This is a genomic window from Algibacter sp. (genome assembly GCF_029245835.1).
Taxonomy (GTDB): Bacteria; Bacteroidota; Bacteroidia; order Flavobacteriales; family Flavobacteriaceae; genus Algibacter_B.
Window position 1 is genome coordinate 1 of sequence record NZ_JAQWOO010000062.1, and the last position, 22,789, is coordinate 22,789.

Consider the following 22,789-nt stretch of genomic DNA (forward strand, 5'->3'; position numbering starts at 1 on the left):
TAAAATTAAAGGAAAATATCTCCAATTATACTTAAATGAATTCGTCTATAAACTAAATCGTAGATATTTTGGAGACCAACTCTTCGATAGGCTTGTTATTGCTAATATCACAGGATTATGACTTATAACGGATATTCAAAATATTTTTTAATTAATACTTAGCTTAAAAATGTTTGTTTTATGGGCGTTACCCCGAAGAGGGGTCGCGCTTTCCGTTCCAAGTCCTCGCACTTCCTACGTCAGGCTGTGGGCTATCCACTTCAATCCCTAACGCAATTATCTGCTAAATGCATTTTTAAATGTGATGGTTTTGGTTGGTTTACCGAGTTTGGGTGTTGTTAATTAGAATATGTTTTGATGTGATAAGCTTTAGAGAATATTTAAAAATTGAGTTTTACTCTTGACACCACTAGTTACAAACTAACGTTAGCTGGGAATAGCTAGTTGTTTTGGGGCGGTTTTACCCCTTAAAAAAAGTTTCACTTCTTAATTAGTCTAACTAATTCTGTAAGTTCTGATAAACTTATATTAATTTTAAAAGCTATTATAATTATAGCTATGAATAGCCCAAATTGCCACCAAGTCCAATTTGGTAATTGTATGTTTTTATTTTTACTCATAATTTTTAGTATTCAATGGATTAAGAGGGCAATACAAAATTATAAGTTTTAAAACGTTTTTATTTGCACTTCGTCTAAAATATATATTTTTTCGTAAGTATTAACTTCAATATATAGTTTAACTTGTTTTTAATCTACTCCCCGCTACCGCACGAATCCTTTCGTGTGGTCCGTGCTACAATCCATCAAAACATCCTAAAAACTACCACATCATCAATTAATCCTTTTTCACCTGGATAATCAATAGCACTACTATATACATAATCTTCTGCTTTATAAACTAAACCTTCTGCCACAGGATTATTATTTACATAATCTATTTTTTGTTGAATTACTTTGTTGCTCCAAAGCTCAATTGGATTATTATCATGTCGCCAAAACTGATAATGTGTCACATTAGAACTTTTTTCAGCTTCTTTTTTAAAAAAATCTAATAAAATTTCTTTTCGGCTTTCTCGCGGGTTTTCTTGTATACTTTTTACAATGGATTTACTCGTAAATCGTTTTAAATCCCCTATTAATAATTCAGGGTTTTGTCCTCCTATGCTTCTAAAAACCAAATGCACATGATTACTCATAATACACCAAGCATGAATTACCATGCCTTTGTTTTTTTTGACAAAACTGCAAACTTTGTAAAAATAACTCTTTATAGTCATTCCTGGTAAACACATCTAACCAGCCCACAACCGCAAAACTTATAAAATCCAATCCTTCAGGATTATGGAATTTATAATTTCTACTCATTGATTTTGTATTAAGGTTTACTTATAGATTAAATTAAAAAATAGATAGATGCCCCCAAACGAAAGGATTCGAGCGGTAGCGTTCAGATTTTTAGAAAAATATAAATATTATAAAAGGTGAAGTTTATAAAATAAAGAATCTTTATTTTTTATAATGACTATCGTATCACTTCGTCTTTCCTTGAATAAATGATAAGGTGCTTTCACTAATTTTATGGATTGATAATAATTTTTGTAATAATGTTTACTTTTCTTGGGAAATACTCTTTTAGTATTTTGAAAAATTGCTATGGTGTCTTTTAAGATTATAATGTTTTTATATTTTCTTACTTTAATCACTTCAATATCAACAAAATCGGCAATTATTAGTTCTTTCTTTTTATTGAAAAACATGTCGTTTAATACCAGAGAAGCAAAGATTATTAATGGCAAAACATATAGTGTGTATTTCAAATATTTATTCATGAATTCGTATTATTTCATCCGCTCATTACTACCACGAACGTAGCGTTCGTGGTTTCAAAGATTGATTTTTCTAACTTATTTTAAAAAGATTCCTGCCTCCGCAGGAACTTATCAACCCAACCACCCTTCTCTATCTAAACTTCGATATTGAATGGCCTCACTAATATGCGAACCATTTACTGTTTCAGCACCTTCCAAATCCGCAATGGTTCTTGAAACTTTCAAAATCCTGTCATAAGCTCTGGCTGATAAATTAAGACGTTCCATAGCGGTTTTCAAAAGCTGTTTTGAATCTTCATCTAAAACACAATATTTCCTGATTTGCTTCACATTCATTTGAGCGTTGTAATGTACCGCATCAGAATCATCAAAACGCTTGGTTTGAATTTCTCTTGCCTTTGTTACGCGTTTTCTTATCTCGACGGAAGTCTCTCCTTTTCTTTCATCACTCAATTTCTCAAAAGGCACTGGCGTCACTTCTATATGAATATCTATTCTATCTAACAACGGACCAGAAACTTTACTTAAATAGCGTTGCATTTCGGCTGGACTAGATGTTACGGGCGAGTCTGGGTCATTAAAATAACCGCTTGGACTCGGATTCATACTCGCCACTAACATAAACGACGACGGGTAAGTCACCGTAAACTTCGCTCTAGAGATGGTTACTTCTCTATCTTCTAATGGCTGACGCATCACTTCCAAAACCTCTCGCTTAAATTCTGGCAACTCATCTAAAAATAGCACACCATTATGCGACATAGAAATTTCTCCTGGTTGCGGATAACTGCCGCCACCTACTAGCGCAACATTGCTAATTGTGTGATGCGGACTCCTAAATGGGCGTTGCGCCATCAACCCTGAATCTTTAACTCGTCCAACAACAGAATGAATCTTAGTCGTTTCTAATGCCTCATGAAGTGTCATGGGTGGTAAAATACTTGGAAGCCTTTTCGCTAACATAGTTTTACCCGCACCTGGTGGTCCTATTAAAATAATATTATGCCCACCTGCGGCGGCAATTTCCATACAGCGCTTAATACCCTCCTGTCCTTTCACATCTGAGAAATCGAACTCTGGGAAATCTAGATTTTTCTCAAACTCTTTTCTGGTATCAATTATAGTTTGCTCTAATGGTTCGCCTTTATCAAAATAATTAATAACTTGCCCTATATTTTCAACGCCATAAACCTCAAGATTGTCAACTATGGCAGCTTCTTTTGCATTTTGGCTCGGTAAAATAAACCCTTTAAACCCTTCTTCTCTAGCTTTAACAGCAATGGGTAATGCGCCTTTTATGGGTTGTAAAGTGCCATCTAAAGACAATTCACCCATGATTAAATAGTTATCTAAACCTTCAGCTTTAATTTGATCTGTAGAAGCCAATATTCCAATGGCCAAAGTTAAGTCGTATGCAGAACCTTCTTTCCTTAAATCTGCAGGCGACATATTAATAATAATCTTCTTTCCTGGTATCCTATAACCGTTATTTTGTAGTGCTGCGGCAATTCTAAAATTACTCTCTTTAATAGCATTATCTGGCAAACCTACAAGATGGTAACCAACACCTTTGTCGACATTGACTTCAACTGTTATGGTCGAAGCTTCCACACCGAAAACCGCACTAGCAAAAACTTTTTTAAGCATATTTTTTATTTACTGCCTAAATGTAAGAAATGTATTTGATATTTATGAAATGAAGTATCATTCAATTTATTTTTAATGAATGTATAGTATAAAAAAAATCCCGCCGAAGCGGGATTCATAAATTGGAATATCAAACTAATTACATTAATATAATGAAAATTATTTCCAATTCACTGATGAAAAAAATTAATATTATTTAGCTGTATTTAAAAATTTTGGCTGAATTACTAACATAGCCCATGCCCAGTTTTGTGTCCCTTTTACTCCAGGAATATCAGATATATCACTTGGCTCAAAGAAGTGAGAATAACCTCCTACTAATGTGAATTCTTTGAATTTTTTTGCTAACACCAAATCTATCTCTGTACCTAAATCTTTACTTTCAAAAGCATTAAAATCAGAATGTTCTGTAAAGTAATGTCCTGCCACTGTTACAGCTACTCCAGAAACTTTTGTCTTATATGTTAACTGTAAGTCTTTTAAACCTCCAGCATTTCCATGATTCCCTACATAGAATCTATCAATTAAACCATTAAATGCGTGGTTTGTACCGTATAATGGAAAGAAAGCTGCTGAGTCACTATTTCTTCCAGATATAACTTCATAAGTTAAACCGATAGAATTAGGACCATTCAATTTGTAAACAGCACCTAAACTAGCTAAAAAAGCACCTTTAACATCTACACCACCTAATCTTTCTCCCTCTTGGATGAACAGATTTGAGGTTAATGACAAATCACCTAATTTATAATCAGCATGTAAACCAGCTGTAATTAAGCTAGACTTATTAGAACCATCTACACCCGAATCTTGAAAAGTATTAATCAATCCTAAGAAAGAAATATTTAATTTTTCTCCTTTGGTATTTGCTCTTAAGAATACCATATCTCTATAAGAAAATAATGCAGAAGTATTGTATACTTCATCTAAAGTCGTATTTAAAGCACCACCAATATCTAAGCTATAGCTACCTTTCTTGAATTTGTAAACTGCAGCATCATGTGTTCTTGCCTGCTGCGCCCAACCAAGTCCACCAAGGATTCTTTGATCATCATAAGATAATGGTTGACGACCTAATTTTAAACTAGAAAACTCGCCTAGTTTTAGATTTGCCCAAGCTTCTTGAACTCTAAAATTTCCGTTTCCGTTAGTAGCAATTTGAGGTCTATCACCAAATGCAAATACTTCCTGAAAACTAGTAAATACAGTATAAGTTTCTGCTGTATATGTAGCCTTTATAGCAGCTCTTACGGTTGTTCTCATAAAGCCTTCATCTGCATCTGTAGCGGTTTGAGCAGGAAAAGAACCTCCTGTAAAATTACCGCCATTACCAAAGTATTCTGTACGTGGTCTAAATTCACCATCTAACTTAAACTGTGCTTGTGCAAATTGAACTATCAATGCCATTAAGCCTATTAAAATGTATTGTTTTTTCATGTTTTCTTGTTTTTAATTTTTGATTGTTTTTAAGTTGTTTTTTTAAATGATAGTTATCGCTTATTATGAAATTTTCGGGTATTTCATAACCTGACAAATACATTTTAAATCTTTGTTGTTTCTATTTAATTAATGTTCTAAAAAATCTATTAAATGTTTTCTGTATTTGTAATAATCGTCGTGTTCTAAAACCGACTTCCTAGTTCTTGGTCTTTCAAAATTAATATCTAAAATATCACCGATTTTTGCTTTAGGGCCGCTAGTCATCATAACCACGCGGTCTGCTAAAAAAATAGCTTCATCAACATCGTGGGTAATCATAACCGCGGTAATTTTTTCTTTATTCCATATCTCAATTAAAATATCTTGAAGTTCACCACGGGTTAAAGAATCTAACATCCCAAAAGGTTCATCAAGTAATAATACCTTAGGTTTTATGGCAAAAGCTCTGGCAATACCAACACGCTGTTGCATCCCTTGAGATAATTCAGAAGCGCGCTTATTAAAGGCATCCTCCAAACCTACTTTTTGTAAATAGTATTTTGCTATATCGTTTCGCTGAGCTTTGGTTGCATCAGGAAATACCTGATTAACGCCCAACATTACATTTTGTAGAGCTGTCATCCAAGGCATTAAACTAGGCGATTGAAAAATCACGCCTCTATCGGGTCCTGGTCCTTTTATATGTTTACCTAGTACTGAAATATTTCCGCCTGAAATGGGATTCAATCCTGCAATCATAGAAAGCATCGTTGTTTTACCACAACCAGAATGCCCAATTATAGTAACAAATTCTTCCTTTTTAATTTGAAGATTTAAGTCCTCCAAAACCACATAATCACCATTTGGAGTTGGGTACACCTTCTTTAGTTTTTTTAAATCAAGCATAACATCATTCGAAGGAAAAAGTCCGTTATCAGTAATAATTTCCGTTTTTTTATTTTCAATTATAGTACTCATATCTTTTCCTTATTTAAATTGATTCACAAAATCTTTCGGGCTTAAATCCGGAAGTACAAATTCTGCTTTAGCCTCAGATTTTCTTTCCTCACCTATGTCCATTAAGTATTCAATAATAGCATTTCTAGTTTCTTTAAAATTGGCATTATCGTTCATTTCTGTCTTATCACGAGGGCGTTCAATATCTATTTTAAACTCAGGCCCTAAAGTTGCATTTGGTCCCGGCCGCAACGGAATAATACGATCTGCCATATAAATACCTTCATCCACATCATTAGTAATCAATAACGCCGTTCGTTTATCTTTTCCCCAAATATTTAAAATTTCATCCTGTAAATTTCCTCGCGTAAGGGCATCTAAAGCACCAAGGGGTTCGTCCATAATAATCATCTCAGGTTTCATGGCTAAGGCTCTCGCAACGGCTACACGCTGGCGCATGCCTCCAGATAGTTCTTTCGGACGTTTATTAATTGCCGGTGTTAAACTTACCATGTCAACATAGTCTGCAACAATAGTATTCAACTCAGTTTTACTTTTCTTAGGGAACGCTTCTTTAACCGCCATAAAAATATTCTGCCCTACAGTCAACCAAGGCAATAATGAGTAATTCTGAAAAATTACCCCACGCTCATGACTTGTTCCTTGTACCGGTTCACCCTTGAACAAAACTTCGCCTTTTGTAGGTTCCAGCAAACCATTAATCAAGTTTACCAAAGTTGTTTTTCCGCTTCCTGTAAACCCCACAATCGCAACAAACTCACCTTCTTCAATCGATAAATTAATATTCGAAAGTACCTCGGTTTCGTTCTCTCCTTGTCCGTAAGTCTTGTAAATGTTATTTAATTCTAAGTATGCCATTCTAAAATGTTTTTTCGTTTATCTGTTTAGTTGTTTATACTTACTCATTCGTGTATTTCTTCAAAACGAATCCACGCATAAACAAATCAACTTTTTCTTGGGCGTTACCACAAGGGTCGGGCTTTCACTACTCGCTCCCTCCTGCGTCGGGGAGCTCAAACATACCGTTCAATCCCTAACGCGGGTCAATCCGCCAACTTCAGTTCTCAGTCTTCAGTAAATACTTATCCGTAAACAAGCTAAACTTCTAACTTCGTACTTCAAACCTCTAACTTTCTTATATCGCATCCGTTTTATCAAAACTCACCCAATTCTGTATGGTTAGCATCAATCGGTCTAGTAAGAAGCCGATGATACCTATCACAAACATGGCTACGATTATTTTGGCATTAGAATCATTGGCACCATTTTGGAATTCCTCCCAAACAAACAATCCTAAACCAGGACTTTGTGCTAATAACTCAATAGCAATTAAAACCATCCACGCTACAGATAAAGTGATTTTTAAACCTGTAAATATTAATGGTAAAGACGATGGTAAAACCACTTTAAATATTTTCTGAAAAGTGCCAAGCTTTAATACTTTAGCCACATTTATATAATCTTTATCTACACTAGAAACCCCCATGGCAGTATTTACCAAAGTGGCCCACATAGAGCATAAACCCACACTAATAAATGAAATGGTAAACGAGCTATCTTCACTAGAACCTATTAGCAATGTTTTTACAATCATAAAAACCAATAAGTACCAAACTACTGGCGATACCGGTTTAAAAATTTGAATAAACCAGTTGAAGGAACTCTTTAACGTGGGACTCAATCCAATAAAAATCCCTAGAGGCACCGCTATTAATAAGGCTAATAAAAACCCTGCGAATACCGTTTGTAAACTTCTAAATATTTGATCTACAAACGACGGGCGACCAGTATATACAATCGGATCCTTACCATCAGCAACTCGTTTTTCATTAAGTACTGCGGTTTTTTCTATAAAAGCCGCTTTATCTGCACTAATAATGTTGTGGTCTCTCAATAAAGATTTATAAGACCCCCAAACCTGAGCAGGCGATGGCAATGTATTTGGTTGACAACTGGAATCCTCGCCTAGAGCTATACAAGCAGCAACAGCATCTGCCGCTACTTGTCCTTGCTCTTCTAATGCCTTATTAATTCTAAAATCTGCTTCTATATTATACAAAGACTTAGAGCCTGCATGCCACAGTCCAATAAATAAGAAAATGGAAGCAAGTGGTACGACTACTTTACGCAGGAAGTTTTTAAAATCTTCCTTTTCTAGCTTCCCAGTGAATAGATCTTTAAACGTGGTTAAAAAACCTAGTCCCATAAATTTGGATACTTTTCCTAATGTTATACTATGCTTCATTTTTATCTTGTTTAGTGTTAATCTGCTATTTATTGTACAGCTTTATCTTTGTTTCCTATATTGAAACTATTGATGTATGCAATTGGATCTTTAGCATCGTAACTCGTTCCATCAATAAAGTCTGCCGTTGCGGGTTTGTAACCATCTGTCGTAGGAATATCTTTTGCTGGAATATTACCTTCTTCTACTAAAAGCTTAGCAGCTTTTGTCCAGATGTCTGGTCTGTAAATATCTTTAATTGTATTAGCATACCAATCTGCCGGTTTAGCTTCAGGAATTTGTCCCCATCTACGCATTTGTGTTAAGAACCAAATACCATCAGAATAGAACGGATAAGTAGCGTTGTATTTGTAGAATACGTTGAAATCTGGCATCTCACGTTTATCACCTTTTTCAAATTCAAAAGTACCAGTCATAGAGTTTGCTAATACTGCTTCTGGAGCACCAACATATTGAGACATCGATAATATTTTTACGGCCTCTGGCCTGTTTACTGGCTCATCTAACCACTTCCCAGCTCTAATTAGTGCTTTTGTAACCGCAATAGCTGTATTTGGGTTCTCCTCAACAAATTTCTTCGTCATTACAAATACCTTCTCTGGGTTGTTTTTCCAAATATCGTAGTTGGTAGTCACTGGGACACCTATACCTTTAAATACCGCTTGTTGATTCCAAGGCTCACCTACACAATACCCAAAAATAGTTCCTGCTTCTAGTGTTGCTGGCATTTGTGGCGGAGGCGTTACAGATAGTAAAACTTCAGCATCAATTTGTCCTTGTACGTTATCGGCAGTGTACATACCTGGGTGGATGCCTGCTGCTGCTAACCAATATCTTATTTCGTAGTTATGTGTAGAAACTGGAAATACCATACCCATTTTAAAGGCTTTACCAGAGTTTTTATACGCGTCTATTACTGGTTTTAAAGCTTCTGCTTTAATTGGGTGTATTGGCTTTCCATCTGCACCTTTAGGTACATTAGGTTTCATTTTAGACCACACATCGTTTGATACCGTAATACCGTTACCGTTTAAGTCCATTGAGAAAGGAGTTACCAACTCTGCTTGACGACCAAATCCTGCACCTGCAGCAATGGGCTGACCTGCTAACATGTGCGAGCCATCTAACTGACCATCAATAACACGGTCTAATACATTTTTCCAGTTTGATTGTGCTTCAACAGAAACAAACAAGCCTTCATCTTCAAAGAATCCTTTTTCTTTTGCTATAGCTAAAGGTGCCATATCTGTTAATTTGATAAAACCAAAAGTTAATTGTGGTTTTTCAATATCTAATGTTTTAGTTTTTGAAGTTTCAGTAACAGTAGTTTCAGCTACATCTTTCTTTTTTTCTTTACCACCGCAAGCAAACAGTAAAACTGCAACGGGTAAAATCCATGTTGTTCTTTTAATTAGAGATTTCATAATTGAATAGTTTTTTAATTAATATAAGTATTAATACTTACACATGGCAAATATATAAGTACATTACATTCTATTTCATGATTATTACCATGAACAAACCTCTTTTTTAAACATGAAAAAACCTGCTAAAAAACAGGTTTAATAAATATATATTTGATTTTCATTAAGTTAAATAATTACGTAGAAAACAAATAAGCCTAAGTAATTTATATAATGGAATAAATTTTATAATTAATTGAAACCTAAAGCGCATTAGGGAAAATTATGCGTCTAAGAAGTAGTTGTGCTCGCTAATTTCATTTTTAAGTAATTGAACGTCAGTAATAGCTATCTTTTTTCCCTTGGTAGAAATAAGGCCTTCTTTCTTTAAACTTGAAAATATTCGAATCACTTGCTCCTCCGTAGTACCCGCATAATCTGCATATTCCTTTCGACTCAAGGGCAAGTTTAAAAAACCTTTCAAATCGCCAAATTTTCTATGAATATATAATAAGGTATCTATTACCCGCTCACGAACCGTCATTTGAGAAATAGACTTTACTTTATTCTCACTTCTATTGAGTTCATTTGCATAAAACAACATCATATCGTAAGTAAAACTAGGGTTTTCTAACAATGCATCCTGCAAATTTTCTTTTGAAAAATAGCATAATACACAATCTTCTAATGCTATAGCGCCTATAGAATAAAACTCTTCAGTTCCAAAGCCACGATGCCCTATAATTTCCCCTTCTTTTGCAAAACGAACTATTTGTTCTCTACCATTTATACCTGTTCTAAGAACCTTTACTTTACCTTTTAAAATAAAAAACAAACCGTTTACAGAAGCGCCCTCCATAATAAATTGCTGTCCTTTTTTGCACTTTAGTGTTTTTTTATGCTCTGCAAACTTAAAATTTGAAAGTGTTTTTAAATTTCTATTTATTAAACAATTATTGTTTGTGCAAGCACTACATGAAACATCTTTAAGAGACGAATATTTTGATTTAGAATGTGAAATAGATGGCAGCATATTATTAAGTACTTATCACAAAATTACGTAATAATACTTACTTTTATAAATACTATACGTGTTTTTATAAGCTTCGCAAAAAACAATAATGAATATTATTCAATTATAATTATTCCAATCATTAAATATCAAAAACATAAAATATAGAAAGAATAGAACCCCATAAAAAAATAGAATTTACTATTACATATAGCATGCAATAACATTTTGTAAAAAAGTTAAGTGATATTACAATCTTAAACTTAATCTGGTAACACACAAGAATCACTAAGATTCTCTAATGTCAATTTCATCCCCAGTTTTAAGGTTTGTCGCATCTCTTTAGAGTTATCAGCATGACATTCTAAACACGCACCAACACGAAGCAGCCTTTTTTGTTCTTCAACATTAAAGGGTCTAAAATCTGCCCGTGTAGAATTAACAACATTTTTATCTACATTTTTCAAAAACGGAATCCAAGCATCTTCAGGTAAATTATCGTTAGGATTTAAGGCATATTCTGGCGTGAAAATCCATTTTCCTTTTTTGTTATTAATATCATATACTAATGCACCATTACCATATCCTAAAGTGGCAGGATTAGAATGACAAGATTTACAATCGCGTACCGCTTTTGTAGTAGTGTGAGGTGAATTTGGCGCATACAACCTATGAAACGAAACGTCGCTTTCTGGATTCCCAATATAACTCCCTTTATCAATAGTTAAAATCATACCTGGAATAGCAGGTTCTATGATGTTTTTATCTTCATGCACACGAACGCCCAAGGCTGGCTGTGATGATGAAAATTCAGCTACATATTCTTTCCACTCACCTTTTACATATTTTTTATCTAATAAATCGTAGGCATTTGGTTCTTGACCATCATATTGATTATGGCAACCAATGCAACGGGAAGTCCAAGACGAATGGCAGGCACTACAACTCACATCTTTATGAGCATGGTCTCTAGAGCAAACACTTGATTGCGGTTTAAGCTCATGCAATTCGCCGTCTTTCTTTCCTATTAAAAAAGCATTTCCTGTAGAATCTACAAACGTGTTCACCAAAGGATGTCCATCTTTTTCAACAGCTATAATCTGTTTGTCTGTATGTTCATAATCACGATGAAAAAACACTAACATACTTTCTCTGTCCAAAGAATCATACGGAATCGTATTTGGTTTTTCTTTAAAATGACAATCACTACACTGCAGAGTAACGGCTTCTTCTTCATGAGCATATTTAATACCATTACCCATAACCTCATGTGATGAATGACAATCTATACACAATAGCCCCTTAGCATGGTGCAAATCTTCTTCCTGATGTTTATAAACTCTCTGATCTTCTAATACAGCATAATTTTCCATATTAACAACTTCTTCAGCATCTAATAAGGTTTCTTGCAAGCCCATATAATTTGTTGAAATTCTGCTTGAACGACTATGGCAACCAAAACAATGTGTATCATTAACAAAAATATCTGTTGAAGGATGAAATTTTGGTAATTCCGTTTTATTTGAAACTAAATAACGTTTAAGATCATTTTTAGCTTCACTGGAATAGTTTAAATGACAAGCATTACAGCCACCACCTCTACTTAACTGATTTATTTCACCATAGGAAGTTTTTTCTGCTCCTAAATGGCAATTTGCACATAAATCTCTTAAGTGTTTATCAGCCGCAGTATATTGTATGTCCTTTATATGATAATGATAGTTTAAGCTATCCGCCTCACCAAAAACAAATTTATCTACGGCAACAATACCACTATTGGTAGTCATTAAGGAGTTTTCAATTTTATGCAATTCACTAGCGTGACATTTTCCACAAGTATCCTTAGCATCAGATAAATTACCTGGAACTAAAATCATGCCCTTATGTGCAACATCTTTAAGTAGAGATTTAGTATTTCCTAAATGACAGCTAGCACATCCAATAAGATCGGGATTATGATAATTTGAATAGCCTTTGGTGTTATTATGACATTGTAAACAAGATTCCTTTGAAGCTAATTCAATATTCGAATATTCTGCATTAATATAAACAGGATTATTGAAAAAAGTTTTATTTCTTATTAAAAATAATAGCGCAAAAAGTATAGCTGCTACTATTATAATCCATACCGAAAAGGTCTTATTCCTCATTACCAATCAATTGCTCAAATTTACAATAATACAAATTATTAACACCATAACAAAAACTAAAGCTTATGTAACAAATGTTACACATAAAGTATTGGTTTTCATGACATTTATCATAATTAAATAGCCATTTTAAAAATATATTTACACCAGAAAAACAAAAAGAATTATGGTCACTTCTCGACGAAAATTTATAAAAATTTCTGCATTAGGTTTAGGAGGTTTAGCAGCTACTTCAACAGCTTATAAATTGTTTGCATCCAACCCCATATTAGATGCAGCTATTAAGGAAAATATTGCCAAAAAATTTGTTAGATCTGCTACATATTGCGAAGTCTGCTTCTGGAAATGTGCCGCTTGGGCTTATACAGATACTAATGGTGATATAAAAAAAATTATAGGAAATGAAACAGATCCACATTGTTACGGGCGACTTTGTCCAAGAGGAACAGGTGGCGTTGGCATGTATAATGACGATGATCGATTAAAAACACCTTTAATTAGAACCACTATTAATGGTGAAGAAACCTTTAGAAAAGCAAGTTGGGATGAAGCATTAGATTTAATTGCATCAAAATTCAAACATATAAAAAATACTTATGGAGCAGAATCTTTTGCTTTATTAAAACATGGTTCTCCTGGAAAACATTTAGAGCATTTGTTTAAAGCTTATGGTTCAGACACCATTGCTGAACCTGCATATGCACAATGTAGAGGCGCAAGAGAGGCTGGTTTTGCGTTAACTTATGGTTCTTGGGTTGGCTCTCCTGAGCCTACAGATATACGTGACACTAAATGCTTGGTGCTAATAGGTTCTCATATTGGTGAGAATATGCACAATTCGCAAGTTCAGGAAATGTCTGATGCTATTGATAATGGCGCAACTATCATTACAGTTGACCCTAGATTCTCGACCGCAGCAAGTAAATCGCAACATTGGTTAGCTATTAAACCAGCTACAGATATTGCTTTAATGTTGGCATGGATGAATGTATTGATTGAAGAAGAGCTATACGACAAAGACTATGTAAAAAAATATACCACTGGATTTGACGAATTAAAAGACCATGTCTTGAATTTTACTCCAGAATGGGCTTATGGCATAACAACCATTAAACCAGAAGAGATTAGAAAAACAGCCAGAAAAATGGCACATGCATCGCCTTCTGTTATTATTCATCCTGGGCGTCATGTAAGTTGGTATGGTGATGATACGCAACGTGCAAGAGCCATGGCCATATTGAATGGATTATTAGGCTCTTGGGGACGACGTGGTGGCTTCTACTTTAAAGAAAGTATAAAAGTTCCAAAATTCCCGCATCCCGACTATCCACATCCTAAATGGGATTGGACAGATATTGGCGAGAAATTCCCGCTAGCGCAAATGGGCATTACAACTGAAGTTATTAAATGTGCCATCCCGAGTGAGGATAATAAATATCCTGTAAAAGCGATGATGGTTGCAGGTACTAATATCACTAAATCTATTCCAGAGAAAAAATTATTGGAAGAAGCCATGGATAATCTTGAGTTCATGGTCGTTTTAGATACCATGCCAATGGATGTTACTGGTTATGCAGATGTGGTGTTACCAGAATGTACTTATTTAGAACGTTATGATGGCATTCGTTCTGCAACAAACAGGGAACCTTCAATTGCAGTGAGAGTTCCTGCTGTACAACCAAAATACGATTCTAAACCTGGATGGTGGGTTGCCAAACAAATTGGTGAACGTATCGGTTTAGGCGAGTATTTTAAATACGATGATTACAAAGAAGTTATTGAATGGCAATTAAATAAAATGGGAACTTCGCTAGAAGAAATGAATAAGATTGGCGTGAAACATTTCCCGCGTAAATCTGGTCCGCTATATTTAGATGAAGATAAGAATTACGAATTCCCAACCGAAAGCGGTAAAATTGAATTGTACTCTAAAGAATTGAAAAATTTAGGATTCGACCCGCTCCCTGTTTACACCAAACATCCAGAGCCACCTCAAGGGTTTTATAGATTAAATTATGGTCGAGCACCCATGCATACCTTTAGTAGAACGGCTAATAACCCTAATTTAAACGACTTAAAAAGTGAAAACAATCTTTGGGTAAACCCAAAAGTTGCTAGAATTATTGGATTAAAAACGGGGCAATCTGTTTGGTTAAGAAATCAAGATAAAATTACCTCTTCATTCTCAATAAAAGTTAGAGTTACAGAACGTATTCGATGGGATTCTGTTTATATGGTCCATGGTTTTGGACATAACAATAAAAAGTTGACCAGAGCATTCGGTAAAGGTATAAATGACACACAAATGATAAGTAAGGTAGCTATCGACCCCATTATGGGCGGAACAGGAATGCGAGGTAACTTTGTTGAAATCTTAACCGAAGATCCACATAAAACTATAGAAATATGAGATATGCCATGGTTATAGACACATTAAAATGTGTGGGATGTAGTGATTGTGTAGTTGCGTGTCAAACTGAAAACGATGTACCTATCGGATACTGTAGAGACTGGATTACAGAAACAGTAAATGGAGCTTATCCTAATATAGAGTTAGAACTAAAATCTGAACGTTGTAACCACTGCGAAAATGCGCCTTGCGTGAGATGTTGCCCTACAGGAGCAAGCCATATTGTTGAAGGTGGAATCGTTTTAGTTACTGGCGATGAATGTATCGGTTGTGGAGCATGTATAGAATCATGCCCTTATGATGCGCGATACCAACACCCTGATGGTTATGTAGACAAATGTACCTTCTGTCATCACAGATTAGAAAAAGGACAATTGCCTGCATGTGTATCTGTTTGTCCAACAAAATGTATGTACTTCGGAGATTTAGACAACCCGAACAGTGAAGTGTCCAGATTATTAAAAAACAGAAAGTGGAAAACACTAGCTCCAGAAGCTGGAACTAAACCACAGGTATATTATTTAATATAAACTTATAATTATGCAAGAAGAATTATTTACAAGTGGAAGACACATACCTAATATAGATCCTTCATTAGAGATTTGGCATTGGCCCATTTCGCTTTATCTTTTTTTAGGTGGTTTAGCTGCTGGCTTATTATTTTTTGCTGGAGTAGTTACCATTTTGGGTAAAGACAAGGAATATCCAACAACAGTTAAGTATGCATCAATGGTGCCACCAGTAGCTTTGTCTTTAGGCTTGTTAGCTTTGGTCTACGATTTAACGCATCCCTTATACACTTGGCAGTTATACACCACTATCCGTTTAGAGTCTCCAATGTCTTGGGGGGCTTGGGTATTGTTAATTACAACGCCGCTATCCTTTATGTGGGTATTTAGTTATTACTCTGAATTATTCCCTAAATGGAAATTAAAATTTAAGTTCCTCAATAAATTCGAAAAATTCCTAAAGAAAAACAGAAAAAATATGGCTTATGCCCTAGTGCCATTATCAATTATTTTAGGTGTTTATACAGGAATCTTATTGTCAGCATTCAACGCAAGACCCTTATGGAACAACGCCATTTTAGGACCGCTGTTCTTAACTTCAGGCTTATCAACTGGAGCAGCAACAATTATTCTTTTAGCTAAAAACACCAAAGAAATACATCTCTTCAGTAAAATAGATTTAGCATTAATTATAATAGAACTAGGACTTATAGTACATATGATTATGGGCATGTATGCAGGTTCTGAAGTTCAATTAGATGCCATGAATTTACTAATTGGTGGCGAATTCACGTTAATGTTTTTCGGCTTTGTGGTTATACTAGGGTTGATTGTTCCTGGTATACTTGAAGCGTTGGAAATAAAAGGCTATAAAGTACCTGTTGCTATACCAGCTATACTCATTCTAATTGGTGGATTAATATTCAGATTCGTAATGGTAGAAGCAGGACAAATAACAAGATACCTCTATTAAATAAAAATCATGAAAGAAAAAAAACAAAACAAACACCTCTATTGGAACCCCTATTTTGGAGGATTCCTTCTCGGGATATTAATCATTTTCACCTTCTATGTAACGGGTAGAGGTTTAGGTGCTAGTGGAGCGATGAAAAGTAGTGTGGTAACTCTAGTAGATGCTGCTGCACATGAACACGCAGAAAGCCATTCATATTACAGCAAGTTTGTACAAGATGATGAATCGCCTATGAATACTTGGTTAGTATTTGAAACCTTAGGTGTTCTTATTGGTGCATTTATATCTGGAGCATTATCTGGTAGAATAGGTTGGCGTGTACAACACTCCCCAAAAATAACACGAAGACGTCGTTTAATATTTGCTTTTAGCGGTGGTATTTTATTTGGAATTGGAGCTCAAATTGCTAGAGGATGTACTAGCGGAGCAGCTTTAAGTGGGATGGCTGTTTTATCAACAGGTGGATTTATAACCATGCTCGCCATTTTTGGTACAGCATATCTGTTTGCTTACTTTTTTAGAAAAAACTGGATTTAAAAATATTTAAAAACAAAAATTATGGGACCATTAATTCCAAACGAGTTAATTTCATTTGAATGGAGTAGTATAATTGCAATCATTATTGGTATATTCTTCGGGTTTATTTTAGAAGCATCAGGTTTTTCGTCATCAAGAAAATTAGCCGGTGTATTTTATGGCTACGATTTTGCTGTATTAAAAGTGTTTTTTACAGCTGCCATAGTTTCCTTAATCGGGCTATTATATATGGATTACCTCGGCTATATGGATATGAGTAGTTTATATGTTCACCCTACCTATTTATGGGGAGCCATTATTGGTGGCGCCATCATGGGCATAGGGTTTGTAGCTGGAGGATTTTGTCCCGGTACAAGTTTATCAGCTGTAGCTATTGGCAAAATAGATGCTATAGTTAACGTAATTGGTATTATGGTTGGCGTCTTTATATTCTCAGAATTATATCCGCTTTTTGAGCCTATTTATAATGGTTATTTCGAAGGAAATATTACTCTAGTAGATTCATTAGGTGTCAATCAATATTGGTTTGTATTCATATTAACAGTAGTTGCAATTGTCATGTTTGCCGCAACTGATATGATTCGTAAACGTGTGAAAAAAGTATTTTACTAATAACTAAAATTACACAACATGGTAAATAGAAAATTAGTCAAATTTTTATCTTTCAGATATATAATACTTGCAACAATATTAATAGTTTTAGCGGGTAGTTTAGTGTTATTACCTAAATACGAACAACAAGAAGGCATAAGTCCTGAAGAATTACTGAGTCTTGCGATTAGTCCTGAACGCTATATAACCACTGATGAACTTGCTGATAGAATAATCAATCAAGATCCATCACTATTATTAATTGATGTTAGAGATGAAAGCGATTTTAAAAAATATAGTCTTCCAAATGCATTTAACATACCTCTTAAAAATATTTTAAATGCAGATTCAGAATCTTATTTAAATCAAGATGCTTTCGATGTCATCCTATTTTCCAATGATAATTTTCATTCAGATCAAGCATGGTTGTTATGTAATAGATTAAATTACAAAAACCTTCGTGTACTAAAAGGCGGTATTAGTAATTGGTTCAACACGATTATTAATCCAAAAAAACCAACAGAAAACATGGCTTCTAACGCGTTTGAATTGTATACATTCCGTAAGGCTGCGAGTATATATTTTGGTGTAGCTTATCCTCAAAAAATTATTAAAAAACCAGTAATTAAGAAATACGTAACAAAAACCCCTACGGCTCCAACGGAAGTACAAAAAAAAGTAATTCCTAAGAAAAAGAAGAAAAAAATGCCAATTGAAGGTGGTTGTTAAAGTGTTTACTAGTATAGAATAATCAGATGGAATATACATATAACTAAATCTTTAAAACGCTTTTAAAATGATTATATGGATATGACATGTGACTGTTGAAAAGCAATAAAAAATAACACATGAAAGAATTAGAAAAAACAAAACGCATATCAATAGCATTAACACTATTTATATTAGCGGTATTAATTGGTCTGTTAACCTATAAACGACCAAAACACACATATGCCATTAATACTCAAAAAGCACTTGAAAAAATAACCGATAATGACTTTTTTGTAACATTAGAACACATAAATAACCCTAATTATGTACCTATAGATGTAAGAAGTTCAAATGAATTTGAAAAAGGTCATCTTGAAAATGCTATTAATATTCATACACCAGAAATATTAAATGAGGCTAATTCAGCTTTTTTTAAGGAATTAAAAGAATTAAATAAAACAGCCCTACTATATGGTAATAATCCTCATGAAGCTAATGTCCCTTTTCTATTTTTGTATCAATTGGGTTATGATAATATAAAACTACTATCCATTCAAAATAGCTATTCTCAAAATAAACTTATTTCTCAAAATTGTGCGATAGAAAAATCTGAGAATGATATTCAAACTTTTATAAATGAATCTGTAAAAAAGGCAAATGTAAAAGTAGTACCAAAAAAAATAATTAGGCCTGTTAAAAAAATTATTACGGTTCAAAAAAAGAAGAAAAAAGCCCCCGAGGGCGGTTGTTAATATCTTTAATTATAAAAGCTGTTTAATGAAAATTAAGCAGCTTTTTTTTTAAATAATTTCTCCTAAATTCATAACATAGCCTTTTTTAAAACCTTCTTATTTAAAATTTAAATCCCTAATAAAAGGTGTTTGTTATTATTCTTCCGCAATTACCCATAACCTACTAATAATCAATATTTTAATTTGTAACAAATGTTACAGAACTTATCGATTATTTATAGATAAAAGTTGATAAAAGTCATAAAAAAAATTGGGTTTACACTATAATTTCGACACTAATATAATAAACTAGTTTTTGAATTTTAAACAATTATATCATGAAAAACACATCCTTATTTTTGTTAGTATTATCTATTTCTGTAACTGTATTATTTAGCAGTTTTACAAGTGCAGATAACGCTATAAAACAGATTAATAACAACCCTCCTGATGAATTCGAGATTTTGCTAAATTATCTTGAAACGAATAACACCTTTATCAGTGGAGAATCATTGCCAATAATAATGGCCGATGAGGTTAAGAAAAACATAAAAAATCCTAAATTTCATCTGATTGACATCAGAAACGAAGCTTGGTTTGAATATGGTCATATTAAAAATGCGGCAAATGTAAAATCTGAAAACTTACTCACCTATTTTAAAGACACTATTAATGCTGTAGATTTTGATAAAATTGTTTTAGTATGTTATTCTGGACAATCAGCATCATATTATTCAGGCTTATTGCGACTAGCTGGATATGATAATGTTTATAGCATGAAATGGGGAATGAGCTCCTGGAGAGAAGATTTTGCAGACAATGCATGGAACAAGAATATTAAAAATGATTATGCTACAAAACTGGAAACTACAGAAAGAGCTATTCCAGAACATAATTCACACCCCATATTAAATACTGGGAAAACAGAAGCCAAAGAAATTCTAAAAGCGAGATTAGAAACCTTATTTGCAACACCGTACAAAGAGTACATTATAAAATCGATGGATATTTTCGAAAATCCTGCCAATTATTATATTATAAACTATTGGGATCAAGACAAATGCACTGGTCATATTCCAGGTACACTTCACTTTAAACCTAATGCATCATTAAACAATGATTTATTATCACTACCAACAGATCAAAAAGTAGTAGTGTATGAAGCTACAGGTCAAAAAGCAGCATATATAGTAGCCTACTTAAACGTATTAGGCTATGACACCGGAAATTTAGCTTATGGCGCCAATAGCTTTATGAATGAAATTTTAAAAGAACAAGGTTTAGACGCTTTTTCTAAAAAGGAAATTAACATGTTCCCCGTAATTGAATAACAACCCAATAAAATATAATATCATGAAAAAATTAGCATTATTACTAATCGGATTATTATTAGTTCCTACTCTATTTCTAACATCATGTGATAGAGGAGACGACCCAGGAGACGACACTTTAGTTGCCACACCAGCTTTTACTCTTATGACTGAGTATATGGTACAAAATGATCTTGATATTAACAATATACTTGTTAATTCACAAAATCAAAAATTTGTAGTGGGAGCTCCTGCCGCTGACGCTTTACAAACGTTTCTTGACACCTACTATATTATGGATATCAGAAGCAATACTGACTTTCTAGATGCACATATTGATGGTGCAAATAACGTACCATTTTCGGATATTCTTACAACAGCTTCTACTACATCAAAACCAATCTTAGTGGTGTGTTACACAGGTCAAACCGCTTGTTATGCTACGGCCTTATTAAGACTTTATGGCTACCCTAGCACCAGATCACTTAAATGGGGGATGTCAGGATGGAATCAAAGTACAGCTAAAGCGTGGAATGGTAAAATAGGTAGTAATCTTGCAGATGGACATACAAACTGGACCTATGAAGGAGCTCCTTCAAATTTAGTATTTGATAATCCAACAATTTCTACAACATTAACCGATGGTGAAGCCATTTTAAAACAACGTGTTGAAGCTTTAGTTGCAGCAGGATTTAGCGCGGCTACAGTAAGCGGATCTGATGTGTTAACCAATCCATCTCAGTACTTTATCAATAATTATTTTAGTGAAGCTGATTACTCTGGACCTTCAAGTTTTGGTCATATAAATGGAGCCTATAGAATTTTACCTTTAACTATAGCCGATGATTCTTATAAAGGTTTGGAACCTGACTCAGGAGCAAAAGTTGTTACTTATTGTTATACAGGGCAAACTTCTGCGGTTATAACTGCTTGTTTAAGAGTTTTAGGTTACGATGCTTATTCTATGACTTTTGGTATGAATGGTATTTATAATACTAATCCTGCTTGGACAACTAACCAATGGGGAGGCGATTCAACCCCAAAAAACTTACAAATTATTAGCAATAAATAAGACCCTAACAAAAACGATATGAAAAGCATATATAAATTGCTCATTTTAACACTGCTATTTAATACAAATATGGTGTTTTCTCAAGGTTGTGATATAGATGATCCTACAAGCAGCGATGTCGAAGGTGGGACTCCAAATGTGAAAATATTTGGTTATATACAACCTCAATTTGACTATAATTTTACCGATGGCGAACAAGATAACACCATTAGATTCAAAAGAGCTAGAATAGGCGTTCGAGGAAACGCTCTAGATGATTTCTCATACTATTTTATGCTTGAAGCAAGTCCTTTTATTGGAGGAACTGCAGACACTTATTTAATGGATGCCTTTGTAACATACGAAGCAGATAATTGGGCGCGTATATCTGTTGGTACTTTTAAGCAACCCTTTAGTTTAGACGTCGCAACACCATGCCATATGCTCAAAACTATAGAGCGATCTGTAGTTGCAGATCAACTAGTCGCACCACAGCGAGACTTTGGATTAGCAGTTTTTGGCGGTAACAAATTCAATAAGTTAAATTACTCAGTTGCTGTCATGAATGGTACCGGTCTCAACCAAGGTGATAATAATACCAAAAAAGATATCATGGGTAGAGCTACCTATAAAATTACACGCAATTTAACAGTAGGTGGTAGTTTTAGATTTGGCCATCCAATACCAAATAATAATGTGGATGATCGATCATCTTATGGTGGAGAATTATTGTTAGAACTAGATAAACTTAGAGTACAGGCCGAATACATTTATGATGAGGGTGCTTACTTCGCTGGGGCTGCCGGTGGATGCGGTACTACTCCAATAGCATTAGGAGAAAAGAGAGATGGAGCCTATATGTTGGCAACATACGCTGTAAATGAAAAATTCGAACCCATATTTAAATATGAATATTTCGATCCAGACATAGACTTAAAAGACAACATTGGTTATTTGGAAAGAATGACTATCGGATTTAATTACTTTGTGAATAATAAAGTACGTTTCCAACTAAACTATCTCGCTAATATTGAAACGGTTGTAGATGTAAACAATGATCAATTACTAGCTCAAGTACAAATAAAATTCTAATATTATTAATTTTGGTTTATTAATAATTGTTTATTGGTTATTACCATGGAGGCTGTCTAAAAAGGCAGTCTCTTTTTTATTGTTTTAGATTTTAAAAAAAGTATTGGTTTTCGTATCTTAAAGGTATGAAAAGCAACATCGTTTGGAAGACGAATAGTCAGTCTCAATTAAGTCTTCTCCCACCAAGTT

21 protein-coding genes and 1 pseudogene are annotated in these 22,789 nt (G+C 34.1%); 11 read left to right on the top strand and 11 right to left on the bottom strand.

Annotation, left to right across the window (positions count from 1 at the left end; translation table 11 throughout):
* Positions 1–121: pseudogene (locus P8K68_RS10130) on the top strand (IS1595 family transposase); the annotation flags it as partial.
* A gap of 358 nt (positions 122–479) precedes the next feature.
* Here P8K68_RS10130 and P8K68_RS10135 read toward each other — a convergent pair.
* From P8K68_RS10135 to P8K68_RS10185, 11 genes are all read right to left on the bottom strand, one after another.
* Entirely contained in the window at positions 480–620 is a 141-nt protein-coding gene (locus tag P8K68_RS10135; protein ID WP_300250382.1) for a hypothetical protein, read from the bottom strand.
* Between the two features lie 185 nt (positions 621–805).
* On the bottom strand, positions 806–1,222 hold the full coding sequence (locus P8K68_RS10140; RefSeq protein WP_366143744.1) for a transposase: 417 nt from the start codon (positions 1,220–1,222) through the stop codon (positions 806–808).
* A gap of 252 nt (positions 1,223–1,474) precedes the next feature.
* The gene (locus tag P8K68_RS10145; RefSeq protein WP_300250385.1) at positions 1,475–1,831 is read right to left on the bottom strand and encodes a hypothetical protein; all 357 of its coding nucleotides are present in this window, start codon (positions 1,829–1,831) and stop codon (positions 1,475–1,477) included.
* A gap of 111 nt (positions 1,832–1,942) precedes the next feature.
* Positions 1,943–3,478 carry a YifB family Mg chelatase-like AAA ATPase gene (locus tag P8K68_RS10150; protein ID WP_300250388.1) on the bottom strand — a complete coding sequence of 512 codons (1,536 nt, stop codon included), beginning with the start codon at positions 3,476–3,478 and terminating at the stop codon, positions 1,943–1,945.
* Between the two features lie 192 nt (positions 3,479–3,670).
* Complete coding sequence (locus tag P8K68_RS10155; protein WP_300250390.1) at positions 3,671–4,915, bottom strand: alginate export family protein; 1,245 nt, start codon at positions 4,913–4,915, stop codon at positions 3,671–3,673.
* Between the two features lie 129 nt (positions 4,916–5,044).
* Positions 5,045–5,875: an ABC transporter ATP-binding protein gene (locus P8K68_RS10160; protein ID WP_300250392.1), complete on the bottom strand. Its 831-nt coding sequence runs from the start codon at positions 5,873–5,875 to the stop codon at positions 5,045–5,047.
* Positions 5,876–5,884: 9 nt separating this feature from the next.
* The gene (locus P8K68_RS10165) at positions 5,885–6,733 is read right to left on the bottom strand and encodes an ABC transporter ATP-binding protein (protein WP_300250395.1); all 849 of its coding nucleotides are present in this window, start codon (positions 6,731–6,733) and stop codon (positions 5,885–5,887) included.
* A 277-nt stretch (positions 6,734–7,010) separates the two neighbouring features.
* Complete coding sequence (locus tag P8K68_RS10170) at positions 7,011–8,120, bottom strand: ABC transporter permease (RefSeq protein WP_300250398.1); 1,110 nt, start codon at positions 8,118–8,120, stop codon at positions 7,011–7,013.
* Between the two features lie 29 nt (positions 8,121–8,149).
* A complete protein-coding gene (locus tag P8K68_RS10175; RefSeq protein ID WP_300250401.1) occupies positions 8,150–9,544 on the bottom strand; it encodes a CmpA/NrtA family ABC transporter substrate-binding protein in 1,395 nt (464 codons plus the stop codon).
* A 262-nt stretch (positions 9,545–9,806) separates the two neighbouring features.
* Positions 9,807–10,556: a Crp/Fnr family transcriptional regulator gene (locus P8K68_RS10180; RefSeq protein ID WP_300250404.1), complete on the bottom strand. Its 750-nt coding sequence runs from the start codon at positions 10,554–10,556 to the stop codon at positions 9,807–9,809.
* Positions 10,557–10,798: 242 nt separating this feature from the next.
* Positions 10,799–12,685, bottom strand: a complete 1,887-nt coding sequence (locus P8K68_RS10185) for a hypothetical protein (RefSeq protein WP_300250407.1) — start codon at positions 12,683–12,685, stop codon at positions 10,799–10,801.
* 166 nt (positions 12,686–12,851) lie between these two features.
* On the opposite strand from P8K68_RS10185, the gene P8K68_RS10190 reads away from it, so the two are divergent.
* From P8K68_RS10190 to P8K68_RS10235, 10 genes are all read left to right on the top strand, one after another.
* On the top strand, positions 12,852–15,095 hold the full coding sequence (locus tag P8K68_RS10190; RefSeq protein WP_300250410.1) for a molybdopterin-dependent oxidoreductase: 2,244 nt from the start codon (positions 12,852–12,854) through the stop codon (positions 15,093–15,095).
* Positions 15,092–15,625, top strand: coding sequence for a 4Fe-4S dicluster domain-containing protein (locus P8K68_RS10195; protein WP_300250413.1), 534 nt, complete (start codon positions 15,092–15,094; stop codon positions 15,623–15,625). Before P8K68_RS10190 ends, P8K68_RS10195 begins: the two co-directional genes overlap by 4 nt.
* A 10-nt stretch (positions 15,626–15,635) precedes the next feature.
* Positions 15,636–16,577, top strand: a complete 942-nt coding sequence (gene nrfD, locus P8K68_RS10200; RefSeq protein WP_300250414.1) for an NrfD/PsrC family molybdoenzyme membrane anchor subunit — start codon at positions 15,636–15,638, stop codon at positions 16,575–16,577.
* A gap of 9 nt (positions 16,578–16,586) precedes the next feature.
* The gene (locus P8K68_RS10205) at positions 16,587–17,114 is read left to right on the top strand and encodes a YeeE/YedE thiosulfate transporter family protein (protein WP_300250417.1); all 528 of its coding nucleotides are present in this window, start codon (positions 16,587–16,589) and stop codon (positions 17,112–17,114) included.
* Between the two features lie 21 nt (positions 17,115–17,135).
* Positions 17,136–17,726: a YeeE/YedE thiosulfate transporter family protein gene (locus P8K68_RS10210; RefSeq protein ID WP_300250420.1), complete on the top strand. Its 591-nt coding sequence runs from the start codon at positions 17,136–17,138 to the stop codon at positions 17,724–17,726.
* An 18-nt stretch (positions 17,727–17,744) separates the two neighbouring features.
* Positions 17,745–18,434: a rhodanese-like domain-containing protein gene (locus P8K68_RS10215; RefSeq protein ID WP_300250421.1), complete on the top strand. Its 690-nt coding sequence runs from the start codon at positions 17,745–17,747 to the stop codon at positions 18,432–18,434.
* Between the two features lie 119 nt (positions 18,435–18,553).
* Positions 18,554–19,168 (top strand): rhodanese-like domain-containing protein, encoded by a 615-nt coding sequence (locus P8K68_RS10220; RefSeq protein WP_300250423.1) that lies wholly within the window; start codon positions 18,554–18,556, stop codon positions 19,166–19,168.
* A 317-nt stretch (positions 19,169–19,485) separates the two neighbouring features.
* Positions 19,486–20,478 carry a rhodanese-like domain-containing protein gene (locus P8K68_RS10225; RefSeq protein WP_300250424.1) on the top strand — a complete coding sequence of 331 codons (993 nt, stop codon included), beginning with the start codon at positions 19,486–19,488 and terminating at the stop codon, positions 20,476–20,478.
* A 22-nt stretch (positions 20,479–20,500) separates the two neighbouring features.
* Complete coding sequence (locus tag P8K68_RS10230; RefSeq protein WP_300250426.1) at positions 20,501–21,529, top strand: rhodanese-like domain-containing protein; 1,029 nt, start codon at positions 20,501–20,503, stop codon at positions 21,527–21,529.
* 18 nt (positions 21,530–21,547) lie between these two features.
* Positions 21,548–22,600: a porin gene (locus P8K68_RS10235; protein ID WP_300250427.1), complete on the top strand. Its 1,053-nt coding sequence runs from the start codon at positions 21,548–21,550 to the stop codon at positions 22,598–22,600.
* Positions 22,601–22,789 lie beyond the last annotated feature (189 nt).